Genomic DNA, 13,343 nt, shown 5'->3' with positions numbered 1-13,343 from the left:
ACATATACGTGAGGAACAACTTCTTGCAGCTTCAATGAGGCCCCGGCGTGTAGCCGGGGAATGCGATTGCCAGAGCGCCCGGCTTCTTCGATCAAGGGTGCTTCAATGAGGCCCCGGCGTGTAGCCGGGGAATGCCGTGGCTTCTAGCCAGCCCTCTTCAACCCAGCGCAGAGCTTCAATGAGGCCCCGGCGTGTAGCCGGGGAATGCTTTAGCCAGCTCGCCGTAACCGCCCGCAGCAACTATCGCTTCAATGAGGCCCCGGCGTGTAGCCGGGGAATGCGTGATGAACAAGGTGGACATTGACGATGATATACGTGCTTCAATGAGGCCCCGGCGTGTAGCCGGGGAATGCTCCACAAACAAACATGTTTACGGAAACCGAGCAATGGGCTTCAATGAGGCCCCGGCGTGTAGCCGGGGAATGCAGCGCGCGCTGGAGGCCTTGATGGGCCTGGCCTGCGCGGGCTGTTTGCGAGAGCTGTATCGCAACGCGTGCTAAGCGTACCCAAAAAGCACGCTGCCAACCTAACGTTTTTTATAACATCCTGATTTTTAAAGAGCTTACCCGACGCGAACGCTGACCGGGTTTTGCGCGCCACTACAGCGCTCGCTAAGCGGCGGCGGAACAACATCCGCATCAGACGATCACCGGTTGCCGTTCGACCACATCAAAATCCTTACCCAAACTGACCACCGACGGCTTCACCGTTTCCGCCGGCCCGACGTTGATAATCAGGATATGGTCGTCGCTATGATGGATGATGCCGTCCAACAGCGCGATTAATTCCGCATGGCGCTTACGGCTCAGCCGGCATTGAAACACCGAGAGTTGCAGCCAATCGCCGTAGCCTTTCATCAACCGGAATACCCGCCGCCAGCGTTTGGTATCGCTGATGTCGTAAGTCACGATATACAGATGTTCGTAGGCAGCCATCAGCGAGTGGTGAAGTTGGGATATTCCGGCAATTCGCCGAGCAGATAGCGACCGAACAAGCGCGCCTGGATCTCGAACAAACGCCGGTAATCGGCCTTGTAACCAAAGATGGGATGGGTAACCTCTTGGCTTAAGCGCCGCTCGAATGCCGCTATGAAACGCTTGCGGCCGTCTTCGTTCAAAGCCACGCTGCCGGCGGCACAGATAAAGTCGGTCGGCCGCACTTCGCCGTTATTGATCACCTGCAATACCGTGGAATCGGCGATGATGGGCCGAAACGGTTCCATCAAATCCAGCGCCAACGCCGGGCGGCCGTAACGCGGCTGGTGATAAAAGCCGCGATACGGGTCCAAACCGACCGCGCTTAAATTCATGGTCCAGGTGCGTACCAGCATCGCATAAGCAAACGACAGCAAGGCATTGACCGGATCGGTCGGCGGCCGCCGGTTGCGGGTATTAAAATCGAAACTCATCTGTTTGCTGTCGTCCGGCTTTTTGAGCAATTTATCGAACGCGCCAAAATATAAAGCAGCTGCCGCGCCTTCTATACCCAGCAATTGCGGCAGGTCCACGGCCCGTTGCGATTTGTCGGCCAGGGATTTTAACGGTTCCAACAACAATTCCACCGGATCGTCGGAGCGCCAATTGCGCCGCGCCTGGGTCCGGCAATTTTGGATTTTGGCGCGCACCAGATTCCGGGCAATCGCCAGACAGGTTTTGTCGTCGAAACTGGCTTTGTATTGGGCGGTGCGCAACTCGACATTCTTGTGGCCGGTGCCGATGGTATGGCCGACAAACCAACCGCCGTAACTGTGCCAACTGACCGGAATCTCGCGCTTCATCAAATCCTGTAAACACGGCGTGGTGATGTAGACATTGCCCATTACCACCACTTGCGAGGTGTCCACCAGTCGCGCGGTTTGCACTTTGTCGTCGTCGATGCTGATTTCCAGTTCCTCGCCCTTCTTGCCGATCTTGGCCTTCCAGGCCTGCACGTAAACCGGCAGCGCTTCGTCGCGCATCACCGCCAACGGCCGGGGCTCGATGGCGGCGTTGTGCAGATAATTGACTTCGTCCGGCAGACAAATACCAACCAGCGAGCAACCGGAACATTTGGGGCTGTCCAGCAACGGTTCCGGAATATGTCCGCCGGCGGCAATCAAGCGCAAGCCGCTGATGGCGTTGGCAGTGAGCTGTTTCAGTTCTTCGTCGAAGACTACCCGCACCCGCTCGCGGCTTTGCACAAAATACAAGGCGCCCTCCTCGCAGACATAACCGTGTTCCTGCAACACCATGCCCTGCACGCAAAGCTGCACACGTTCCGGATCGTAAGCGCCGCGCGCCACATGCGGACGTTTGCCGCGTTTGTAATCGATGGGCGTGACGATGCCATCCTCGGCCTCGATCAAATCCAGCTTGGCGATCAAACCCAAACGGTTGGACGATAGCGTGATCGAACGGCCATGCAGCTTGTCGGTTTCCTCCAGCTCGTCCGCTTCAGGGAAGTTTTTGGACGGCTTGTCCACCCGGCGATGGGCGTGGTCGCCTTCTACCGTATCCGCCGACGCCGCCCACTCGCCCTGCACCCATTCCAGATAGGCCAGACGCGGGCAGTACTGGTATTCGTTGATCATCCGCGCCGGTAATAAGGGCATATCGCCGGACAATTCCGGAAACGGCAGCGGTAGCTCTAGCTGGATGGGTACTTGGTCGTCGGCCATGATTCGCTCGATTGCTCTTAAAATTTAGTCAAGCCAAAACGCTTCGATCAACCCGCCTTCGGTATCGAGCAGCCACCACTCCAGGCCTTGCTTGGTCACCATTCGATGCAAAACATACCCCGGTTGCCAATACTGTAAAACGGCTTCGAGGATTAACGGCGGAATCTCCGGATGATCTAAAGGCACAGGCGTTTCTTCGGGCCAGTCGATTGTCGTTGCATCGCACATATTAAAAAGCCTGGTTTGTTATACGTTTTGTCATACAATTTGTCTGTCATTTTGACTTTTGAAGGAGTCTGCCATGCCAGCCATCAGCCTACGTCTACCCGACGATGTGGAAGCCAATCTCAAAGCCGAAGCCCAGCTGGAAGGTAAAAGCCAATCGGAAATCGCCCGGCTGGCGATTACCGAATACCTGGCCCGCCGCGAGCGCGAGCGGTTTATGGCGGAAATGGTGGAAGCGGCACGCGCCTTGGCCAACGATCCGCAAGCCAGAGCGGAAGCGCTACAAATTGCCGCAGATTTCGACGCGGTGGACGATGGTCTCGACCGCTTGATTGCCGAGGAACGCGCCGCCGGCATAGACCCCGATGAAAAATGGTGGGAATGATGCGACGCGGCGAAGTGTGGACCGCCAATCTTAACCCCAACAAAGGCGGCGAGATTGGCAAGACCAGACCGGTATTGATTTTGCAGGACGACGCGATGATAGCCAGCGGCTTGCCCACCATTTTGGTAGCGCCGTTGACCAGCCAGTTTAGGCCTATCCTGGCACCCATGCGAATTCTTGTTACTCCGCGCGGCCAACTGAAAGACCTCAGCTACGTGATGATCGAACACGTCCGCGCCCTTGACCGCTCCCGCTTCGGCGAAGGCCCACTCGCCACCGTCACCGCCGAGGAAATGGCGGCGGTGGAGAAGAGTTTGAGGGGGGTTTTGGGGTTGTGGTAAGTTCTGCACGGCGTAACTGACGACTAATTGCTATGTCCTTGATCTATCCCAAACAAGCCGCCGCCTTGGTGACTGTCGCGTCCCAAAATTAATGGACCGCAAACGGCTACCGAAAAGCTCAAACAAATATCTGCTCTAAACACGCCTTTTGCCCCTTGTTTTATTTTCAGGATTTCAACCAGGGGTTTAGGTAAGTGCCGGCGCAGGCATTCAGTCAATACATCCTGCCGAATAACGTCACTAGCCTCATCCAGCGATTTAGGAAAACGTGTGGGTTGGTAAGATGACAATGTCTTCCAATACTTGGAATAGCCTAATAGTTTGTCGGCATTTTCAATATCACAGGCCAACAAATCAAAACCAAATAGGCCCAATGCACCTGCCCGCAGCAACTCAAGCTTTTTGACGACTTGCTGAAATGACTTCTTACTGGCCTCAAATGCGGACAAACTTCGATCTGCGGCCCAAGGCGCAACAACCAATAACTCATCCAGAAAACCATCGCCATCTCTATCATCGGCAGCCAAAAAAACATGCTCATGTTTGCCGGAACGAGCTACTGACCCATCCTCCTCGTGCCCTGAAAACAGTCGCCCCGGCTTGTTGAGCGTTTGCCGCGCTAAACTCATCAAAGCATTGCGCACAGCGTCTAAAAAAGCTTTTCGATCTTTAACCGCTGGACGATTGTCGTGATGAAGCCAAAAACGAAAAACATCCGAGTTTGTTTGTTGTACGGGGTTCATCAACCCCAAACCTTGATAGCGGCCATCGCCAATCACAATAGGCCCGCTGATGGCATCAGTAAACTCAAGTTCCAGATGATAGAGCCGGGTACGATCAAAACGCTGAAACGCAAAGCGTTCAGCCAGCGTTCCATTAGAGGTGAAGGGTTCGCGCTGAATTCTGCGGATGCTTACCGGTGCGTTAACGCCGCTATGTCGCAACGCTTGCCGGGCTGCATGATGAAGCTGGTTTTGTTTCAAGACATGTTCAGCGCCCGTTTTAGCCTGATCGATACGCTCAATCGGCAACGCAACCGGCGTTAGGGTTCGCCAAATACTTGCGGCGGCTTGCTTGTTCACGCCATAGTGATCGAGCATCTTGGTATCGGTGGCTTTAACCAGCATGCCGCCAATCTCACCGGTTTCCAAATCGACTTCCAGCGGCAAACCGGAAAAGGCCCATTCCACATCAGCCAATTGCAGCGGACAATCGCTAGGTACCTCAATCAACACTCGGCGAATATCGGCTTGAGTGTGTTCGTGTCCAATCGACGGTAGCGGGATAACCCGAATTCGTAAGGCTTTGTCGGCTTGATTAGCCTTTACGCCCGCTAAATAGCGTTCCGCATACTCTGGAAAATGCGGTTTCAACCGGTCTTTGGCTTTTCCCAGCAAACTATGAGTCAGTTGGGCAATTGCAGTAAACGGCTGAGCCCGTAACTCCCCGTTGGCGTTCTGGATTTCAAACAACAACAATGACGAGGGGCAGTTGTAGCCAATGGTTTTAAATACCGGCAGCGGCGGCTTATGGAATTCGCCGTTACGCAGGCGTTTCAATTGGCCTTGATAGCGGGTAACCAACGAGTCAAACGACTGGTTTGGACTGGGGCAATCCAGTGTATTACCGAATCCTTGCGGCGTAGGTCGAAACACAGGCCCGGCGTGTTGATCGATGATTTGCTGAGCTTCAGCAGGCGCTAACAGCTCCGCCCAGGCAAACGCCATATCCACGCCACGACCAAGCTGATACACACGTTCGCTGAGTTGAATCAGGGTGTCTGCTTCGGCGCGTTGTTCGGCAAAGAACCAGACGTAATGCAGCGGATTTTGCCCATTGAATAACCAAGGTTTGGCCAGCTTGGCGTCACGCTTTTTAGCGGCAGCGGCTAAATCGCCGTTTTGTGCATCGGCACCATTCCGCGGCACATAGTAAGTTGTCAATGTTGCGAGCGTATGCGTTGGGCTTAACACAATCGGCGGCGGTAATTGTTCCAGCCAGCGCAAGGCCGCGACTTCTTCATTCGGAGCCGTGCGCCCGGTATAGGCCGCCGCCATCAACGCCTGGTACAGGCGAAACGGTGATGGCGGCCAGGAACCGTTGCCATGATAACGGTCATCAAGTAGTCGAACGGATATGACAAGCGCCTGTTGGTTCATGGTTTAACCCTCGGCATCGCTGTCCGCTTCTTCTTTTTTGGCAAGCAGCTCTTTGGCTTTTTTGATGTTGAACTGATAGGTTTTTTCCGGTTGCTTTACACCAAAGCTTGCCGCAGCTTGTTTGGCGTAGTCTTTAATCAAGGCCAATTCCTGTTCTGCCGACAAACTAAAATACTGCGAAGCTCCGCGTCTAGCCACAGCTTCCCAAACGTCGGCTTCATCGGCACAGCGCAACAAACAACCTTCGCGCAAGTACAGTTCGGTTTCGGCGGTGGCAGCAACCAGTGCCAAACCCAGTAAATAACGTTTCAGTTTTTGGGTGGATTCTTCACTGCCGCCCCGTATGGTTTGCAAGGCAATCAGGTTGATAGTGACTTGGCGGGTAATGGGGCCACGGGCGATGATGCCGCCCAAACCTTTAGGTGCTGGGACATCTTTGAACCCCTTAACCGATAACTTGATCTTTTGCTTTTTCGCTTCGTCGGTTAAAGCCTTTTTTTGATCGTCATCTAACAGTTTCCACACACTGTTGTACTGGGCTGCTGTACTTAAAACTTCTACATCTTCTGCTCGAATAATCGAGCGTATCAAACGCGGACGCTTAACTTGAGTCCCCCGAGAATCCCACGCACCAAAAACCAAAGACGTTGGAGCCAGTTTTGCCAATGGCACAGCATTGTGCGTTCTCGAAAGCTCCTTAAATGCAGCATCCACTTCTGCCGCTAATTCGTCAGAAGAGCGCACTACGGCGTCACCCGCCCGATGCGCCAATTCAAGTATCGAAACCTTGCGCTCAGGGTCGTCTTTGTTACCCAGGTTGATTTCAATTTGCGGCACTAAATCCTTGTATTCATTCTCCAAAAAGACCGGTTCGCTACGATTGGCTTGCGATGGCACCGAGTCGATTTGCGCAACTTTGCGACCATCCGAAAGCGTATCAATCGAGTAGCCAATGTCCGCATAAGTTGGCGGAAAAATAACCCCGCCTTCGCCATCCACCGGTAACAAGGTTTGTTTTAATATCAGTGCCACCGGGCCTTTGGGGTTGTCAGACCAACTATTTATTATATCTAAACTCAATTTTTCAATATTCATAACTATTATCCTTCACGTGAAAACAAAATAGCTCTATCACCACCTTTATTTACAGTCGCTAACTTCATTGTAAAATTTCGCGCCGCAAACACCATATTTTCATCACCTAATATCGCCCTAGCTAAAATTGGTGGCAAAAAATCCTTCCAAACTCCGTATTTATATTCAAAACGATTTATTCGCAAAGGCCTCGAATTTTCCAAACCAATTGCTGCCAGCAACTCCACCAAAGGGTATCCAATAACGTCAATATCCTTATGGTCGTTTGGACTAAAGCCTAAATCAATAGCGCTATAATCTCTTCGCATTTCCAAACGGAAACCGTTTGACAACCTAGCTGATACGGCAAAAGGATCTTCATAAAAACTGGAGCGTTCGTATTCTGGCACCGAAGCCAATGAATTCTGCAAGTCTCGCATCCTTGCAGCCGCTGAATACCCTGCGGCTCCACCCCAGAACTTCAAATTATCCAAACCAGCATCTCCAGATTCGCCCCAATGCGTTATTAAAATTATTTTGCCTTTGAATCCCTCTAACGAAATAGGCAAAACACTAGACTTTAATTCGATGGAAGGTGAAATATTAGTTTCAAATGCCGTATCTATTCCAAACTTATCCTTTATGATGTCAATCGGTGAAATGGCTTTTATCGAGCAATCCAAAACAAAATCAACGACCTCTTTAATCGGGTTAATTGAGTTCGATCTTATTTCAAAAACTGATTGATTAGCCCAATTAAATCGACCTTCGACATCACCATATAAAACATCAATAACTTCCATTATCCCCATACACGCCAACACTTGACCGGGATTATTCAAATCTACCGGAATTGAGTGAATACTCATGCCTTGCCCTCCGTTTCTGTTAATTCGTCGCTGATTTGCGAGGCGCGATGATCGGCCGCGCGGAATACCGCTTCCCACCACGCCAAGCCCCACGGCCCCCATTGCCGTTGCAATCGGGCAAAACGTAAGGCGGCTTGTTGTGCGCGTTCACCCAATATCGATGGCGGCGCGTTGGGATCAATCGGGGCAATCACCGGACAGGCGTAGCCATGATGGGAAGCAATCAGGTGCAGTGCCAAGTCATTTAGCTCAGCGGGTAAGGCATTGAGTTCCGCGTTGTCGGCAATATCAGCCAATGAGCCGAATTCATGCCGGTAACCTGCTAATGATTTCGGATTGCCACCGCCTTTGGTTTTGGCGTACGGTCGGCCTATTTGCGGTGCGTTCATTGCGGTTTGCCACAACAGCCGGTTTTTGCCTAAATCATGAGCTTTGATCGCGACTACCAGCATATGGGCATAGTCAGCAGGCAAGGCCAATTGCGCGGCAATTTTTGCCATTTCTTCGCCTGCCCAATGCAAATGCGACTTTAGACTTTGATTAAACGGTGTAATGGCGGGATCGCCTTGTTGCGGCGATTTTTCACCCCGATAGACTTGAATCAACCAGACATTAGCCGATTCGTCTTGCTCGTTGAGCGAGGCATTGAAGCGGTGCACCGTATGCCAGCCGGTTTCATTCTGCTCGGCCTGTTGTACACATTGAATCCGGTAGCCGACGGTTTCCCGCAAGCTATCCGGGTTCCATTGATGGTCGAGGGTCACTAATGCTGTTCCTTCCGAACTATCATCCAATAGTCCAGCCGTGCTAAGTCCGCCCAGCCAGCGGGCAATCACGACTTGCCCATAGGCAAACAATTTCTGTAAATCCTTGGTTTCTTTCTCTGCTAACTGCCGGGCGGTCAAAGCGCCGCCTTTTACCAACTTGCCTGACTGATTAAGCACCAATAACGCTGGCTTCTGCGGTAACTCTTGGCCTTTAAACACACTTTTCAGGCGTTTAACCAGTGTGCCGACCGATTGATAAACCGGGACTTCCAGTGTTTCGCTCAAATGAATGGGCGCGTTGTCAAAAAACGCTTCAACTTCAGTGCTATTGGGGCTTTCTTCGCCATCGCGCCAAGGTAAATATTCGCGCCATGCCAGTGTGGTTTCAGGCTCTTTATTAGGCAACCAACCGCGTAACCAAGGTTCAATTTCCGGTCTGGCTGTATGTAGTTCCAAAGAGGTCATTGACCAAGCATCGGCCACCGCGCGAGTCAACGCCGGGCGCAAAGGCTCCTCAGATTTAGCAGCCTCTATCCGTTGCGCTGGAATTTTTTTCTTTAAGGCCACTATCGCACCAGGGCTAGCATCACCTTCTAGCTGCCTTACTACCTCAAGCTGGGCTTGATAATTGATAATCTCTTTTGCAGATTGTCGATAACTGGCTAATGATTGGGCATGTTCTTCTTGCGCTTTTAGATATTCTTTATGCGCCTTTTCGTAAGTTTTTTGATTTTCCCTGTACTGTTTAAGCGTTGCTTTATCCGCATTTTCTAGTGGCGAAACAGGCGATTGAGGCTCGGCCAACTCTAGAGGCGCGGGCTGTTTAGTGGTAGGTGATTTGGGTGGAATGGCAATCACCTTGATCCGGGCCTGCTTTTCACCACGCCTATTGACCCGACCAAAACGCTGCACCATGCGTTCATAAGTCACCAAGTCGCACGCCATATGATCGGCATCCAAATCAATACCAACTTCACCGGCTGACGTCGCGATTAAAAAAGCTGGCGTTTCCGGATTGGTCGAAGCACCCGCTAAAAAGCCATAGTTTTTAAGCCATGCCGCGAGTTCTTGCCGTTCTTGAACCCGACGACCGCCAGTAAGCAAGTTGACGGGGTAATTCACCTTGTCTTGCTTCATGCGTTTATCCAAATCGTCCTTGATTTTTTTGGCATCTTCCCGCTTGGTGCAGAAAATCAAAATACGCTTACCGCTGTCTTTTAGGTCCCAGGCCCGTTCGCTCAACAACTCGCTGACTGAATCGCCTTCATTTTTGATTTCGAGCGTTAATTGCTTTTCCGCGTTTAGCCGTTTGACAACCACAGCATCCTGCAAATCTTCATCTTCGAGACCAAACGCCTGCTTATTGGTTGGTTTGCCGGTGGCCGATAGCGACAGACACTTAAACGACGGTATCAGCGACCTTTTCGCTTCAATCGGCTGCAATGATTGATGGGTGGCAACGGTTTGTAACAAGGCTTCAAACGGTAAACAGAGATGCGCTTCGTCCAACACACACAAGCTATCCGCACCTAAAAAGCCCGCATGATAACGGCGCATATTGCGCGATACGCCATAGCCTTCAAACAACAAACGCGAACCCATCATGTCAATGGTGCCAATTACGATGGCGGGCTTGGTAGGGTCGGCCAACCATTGGCGGTTATCGACGAATTGCCCGCGCAAAGTAGATACGACTAAAGAATCCATTTCAGCCAAGTCGAGTAAAGCTTTCAGTTCCGGCAGTCGTACCAGTTTTGTTCGCACATCTTCGGCAACTTGTGTGGCTTGGTCGACCACCACGCGGCGATCCACCACATAAACAAGCCGTTTGGGCAACGTTGGATTCAACGCTCGGGCGAGCAGCCACAACACCATTACCGAGGTTTTGCCCAAGCCCGTTGGCAAATCCAGCACTTCCGGCAACTGGTTATTGATCAGTAGCCCAAACAACCGCCTTTGCCAGCACAACATCGGAAATCCGGTAATTTCTTGAAAATAGGCTTCGAATTTTTTGTCAATAGCCATAACGTACCTTGTCTGGTGAATGAACTCTGTCATCTAACTTACAACGTCTCGGTGTCAAAATCCGCTACCGAGATTTTTTTTGTTCAAAAGCGGCTGATCATCATCTCGTAAGACGTTCAAACACGCCTAAGCCCCCGGCCGCTTGGCGGATGAGGCTGTTGCCTTATCCACCCTACATCTTGGGTATACTTTGGTGATATAACGTCAATAGTTGCTCGGCCTGCTGCCTGACCAACTCCCGCAAAAACTCAGGCGCCACCACTTCCACCTCCGCGCCGTACTTCAAAATATCCATCAACAATTCTTCATGACGGTTGAAGGGAATACTCAGTTGGTAACGGCCATCGTCCAGCCACTGGCTTTGCTGCTGGCTGTGCCAACATTCATCGGCCACCCAGCGGCCGGCCTGGGCAGAGAAACTTAGGATGGCGGTATGCTCGGGCGTGCCGGCGAAGATGCCGTAAGACGAGCCGAAATGTTGTTGAAGGGTGTCCGGCTCCAATAAGTAAGCCGGTTGGCCGCTGACGGTTGCGGACTTGATCCGGTCCAAGGCAAAGGTACGCGGCTGGTTGCGCTGATGGCAATAGGCATCCAGATACCAGTTGTCCTTGTACAGCACTAGATTTTGCGGCGACACCTGGCGCTCGCTGTATTGGTCGTCGCTGCGGGCGTGGTATTGGATCTGCAATTGTTGCTGATTGAAGAGGGATTGGACCAGGGTTAGAAACAGCTCGTCATTGCGGCTGCGATAGGCTTGGCTGAGTATTTTGATGCGGTTGAGTTGTGGAGATTTCACGCCCGGCAAGCGGTTCAATAATTTTTCCAGATGGTCGCGCAGCTGGCCGATTTCATTTTGCAATAATCCCGGCGCCAGATTACCGAGCAGGTGTTGGCAAGCGATCAGGGCTTGTAGCTCTTCGGCGGTTAGCCATATGCCGGGCAGTTCGAACGGGTAACCTGGATCTTCACGATCGTAGTAATAACCGCCGGCCGAACGATCGCATAAAATCGGCGCGTTTAAATGGTAGCGCAGGTCATCCAACAAGCGCTGCCTAGTGGATTTTGAGCATCCCAATTGTTTATCGAGTTCCTTTCCAGATATTGGTGTGCGCCGGTGTTTCAGCAGGTTGTGAAGTTTGAAAATTTTGTCGATGTGCTGCATGGCTTAAATCTCTATCCCTGATGATTTTTCCCTAACAGCCTAGTCCAGCTTTCTTTATTTGAGAAGTTGATTCTAGTTTGTCAGATTATAAAAACGCTCGTCATATCCGCTGGGATAACCACAGGCTACAAGAACGGGTATCCAGTGCGATTGACGGTAAGCTTCGATCTGTCCATGGAGTCTGGATTTCGGCAATCCCTGCCGAAACGACGGACTGAGAAATGTAGATTAAGTATTCTGACAAAGTCGAATTAGCCGAAAATCTATAAGATAAGACCAAAAAACACCTACTGGTTATCAAACAATGGAAAACCCAACACCACTAAACCAAGCGGAAAAATCCTTAGCCGAACATTCGGTATTTCTGCCGATGATGCAATTGATCTGGCGGCCGTTGGCGACCTTGGCCTGGATCCACAATCAGTACGGGGATCTGGTGCTGGGACGGCTTTTCGGTAGAAAAATACTGTTCGTCCGCAGCCCTGAACACATCGAACAAATTTTTAACCTGGAAGGCAAAGGCTTGTTGAACCGGGATTTTCTTTACGAGGCCAAGCAAGTACTGTTCGGCAACGGTTTGGTTAACAGCCAGAACGAAGTGTGGAGCAAGCAGCGCCGCTTGATGCAGCCCTTGTTTACCAAAGAGGCGGTTAAGCATTACGAGTTGATTATGATCGAGGAAGCCACCACCGTGGCGGGCAACTTGAAAAAAGCGGCAGCTGGCCAAGTCAATTTGACTTTGGCGATGAAAAATCTGATTCAGCGAATTTTTATCCGCATCCTGCTCGGTAAATCGGTGGACAGCATTAGCAATAGCGCTGAACTGATCAAGGTTATCGAAGTAATCTGCCAGGAGTTGCCGGTACAGTTAGGTAGCGAAATCATTTTTGGCAGCCGCTTGAAGCGCTTTATTCCGTTGAAATCCAAGCGCTATCACGCCGCGGTCGATTATCTGAAAGCCTTTATTGGTCAGGAAATTGCGGAAAAACAGCACAATCCGGGGCAAGACCTGATATCGCTGTTGATTCAGTCTAGCGACAGAAGTACCGGCTACACAATGCCTGACGAACTACTGCAAGACGAAGCCGTTAATCTGTTCTTTGCCGGCCAGGAAACCACGATCAACACCTTGTTGTGGTTTTTTTATTTAACCGGCAAGCATGCCGATGTGCGCAACAAGATTGCCGCGGAAATCCGCCAGTTGCCCGAAGAGCCGCTATGCGCGTCCCACCTGAGCCAACTGAGCTATACCAAGGCTGCGCTAAGCGAAACCTTGCGCCTTTACCCGCCGACTTCGGCGCTATCGACGCAAACCGTGCAGGACATCGAGCTCGGCGACTATGGCATTCCCAAAGGGACTACGGTTTTACTAAGCATGCACTCCACTCACCATCACCCCGGGCTTTGGGATAAACCGGAAGAGTTTAATCCGAATAGATTCCTGGAAACCGCGACGCCGGAACGACACAAATTCGCTTTTTTTCCCTTCGGTGGCGGTGTACATAATTGCATAGGCAAACATTTCGCCGAGTTGGAAATGTTGCTGGTTATCGCCAGTTTTTTCAGAGAATTCAGCTTCGAAACCGATATTTCCGTAAAAGAAGCATTCAGTATCACGTTAAAACCGGATCGGCCGGTTGTTGGCAGAGTGGAACCAATTAGTTAAGCTTATAGTCAGCG

11 protein-coding genes and 1 CRISPR repeat array (1 of these 12 only partly in view) are annotated in these 13,343 nt (G+C 51.4%); of the genes, 3 read left to right on the top strand and 8 right to left on the bottom strand.

Annotated features, from left to right (window positions below; genetic code table 11):
* Positions 1–426: a CRISPR direct-repeat array (repeat unit 36 nt; unit sequence GCTTCAATGAGGCCCCGGCGTGTAGCCGGGGAATGC) (it extends 4,017 nt beyond the left edge of the window).
* Between the two features lie 212 nt (positions 427–638).
* The 3 genes from cas2 to G006_RS0119900 are packed head-to-tail and all read right to left on the bottom strand — an operon-like array spanning position 639 to position 2,884.
* The gene (gene cas2 / locus G006_RS0119910; RefSeq protein ID WP_020484985.1) at positions 639–935 is read right to left on the bottom strand and encodes a CRISPR-associated endonuclease Cas2; all 297 of its coding nucleotides are present in this window, start codon (positions 933–935) and stop codon (positions 639–641) included.
* A complete protein-coding gene (locus G006_RS0119905; RefSeq protein WP_020484984.1) occupies positions 935–2,656 on the bottom strand; it encodes a CRISPR-associated endonuclease Cas4/Cas1 in 1,722 nt (573 codons plus the stop codon). The genes cas2 and G006_RS0119905 overlap by 1 nt, the downstream gene beginning before the upstream one ends.
* A gap of 24 nt (positions 2,657–2,680) precedes the next feature.
* Positions 2,681–2,884, bottom strand: coding sequence for a hypothetical protein (locus tag G006_RS0119900; protein WP_020484983.1), 204 nt, complete (start codon positions 2,882–2,884; stop codon positions 2,681–2,683).
* 73 nt (positions 2,885–2,957) lie between these two features.
* Here G006_RS0119900 and G006_RS0119895 point away from each other — a divergent pair, with 73 nt between their 5' ends.
* Positions 2,958–3,266, top strand: coding sequence for a ribbon-helix-helix protein, CopG family (locus tag G006_RS0119895; protein ID WP_020484982.1), 309 nt, complete (start codon positions 2,958–2,960; stop codon positions 3,264–3,266).
* Positions 3,263–3,607: a type II toxin-antitoxin system PemK/MazF family toxin gene (locus tag G006_RS0119890; RefSeq protein WP_020484981.1), complete on the top strand. Its 345-nt coding sequence runs from the start codon at positions 3,263–3,265 to the stop codon at positions 3,605–3,607. Before G006_RS0119895 ends, G006_RS0119890 begins: the two co-directional genes overlap by 4 nt.
* A 23-nt stretch (positions 3,608–3,630) precedes the next feature.
* Here G006_RS0119890 and csb2 read toward each other — a convergent pair whose 3' ends face one another.
* The 5 genes from csb2 to G006_RS0119865 all read right to left on the bottom strand — a co-directional run bounded on the left by csb2 (position 3,631) and on the right by G006_RS0119865 (position 11,663).
* A complete protein-coding gene (gene csb2, locus G006_RS0119885; RefSeq protein ID WP_020484980.1) occupies positions 3,631–5,766 on the bottom strand; it encodes a type I-G CRISPR-associated protein Csb2 in 2,136 nt (711 codons plus the stop codon).
* 3 nt (positions 5,767–5,769) lie between these two features.
* The gene (cas7g, locus tag G006_RS0119880; RefSeq protein WP_020484979.1) at positions 5,770–6,861 is read right to left on the bottom strand and encodes a type I-G CRISPR-associated RAMP protein Csb1/Cas7g; all 1,092 of its coding nucleotides are present in this window, start codon (positions 6,859–6,861) and stop codon (positions 5,770–5,772) included.
* A 5-nt stretch (positions 6,862–6,866) separates the two neighbouring features.
* Complete coding sequence (cas8g2, locus tag G006_RS25990) at positions 6,867–7,709, bottom strand: type I-G CRISPR-associated protein Cas8g2 (RefSeq protein WP_020484978.1); 843 nt, start codon at positions 7,707–7,709, stop codon at positions 6,867–6,869.
* Positions 7,706–10,501, bottom strand: a complete 2,796-nt coding sequence (cas3g, locus tag G006_RS0119870; protein WP_020484977.1) for a type I-G CRISPR-associated helicase/endonuclease Cas3g — start codon at positions 10,499–10,501, stop codon at positions 7,706–7,708. Before cas3g ends, cas8g2 begins: the two co-directional genes overlap by 4 nt.
* A 172-nt stretch (positions 10,502–10,673) precedes the next feature.
* The gene (locus G006_RS0119865; RefSeq protein WP_020484976.1) at positions 10,674–11,663 is read right to left on the bottom strand and encodes a helix-turn-helix transcriptional regulator; all 990 of its coding nucleotides are present in this window, start codon (positions 11,661–11,663) and stop codon (positions 10,674–10,676) included.
* Between the two features lie 304 nt (positions 11,664–11,967).
* Here G006_RS0119865 and G006_RS0119860 point away from each other — a divergent pair, with 304 nt between their 5' ends.
* Positions 11,968–13,329, top strand: coding sequence for a cytochrome P450 (locus G006_RS0119860; RefSeq protein WP_020484975.1), 1,362 nt, complete (start codon positions 11,968–11,970; stop codon positions 13,327–13,329).
* The last annotated feature ends 14 nt before the right edge of the window (positions 13,330–13,343 follow it).

The sequence above is a fragment of the Methylomonas sp. MK1 genome (assembly GCF_000365425.1).
Taxonomy (GTDB): domain Bacteria; phylum Pseudomonadota; class Gammaproteobacteria; order Methylococcales; family Methylomonadaceae; genus Methylomonas.
Note: the sequence above shows the minus strand (reverse complement) of the source record. Positions and strands in the feature narration are given on the sequence as shown.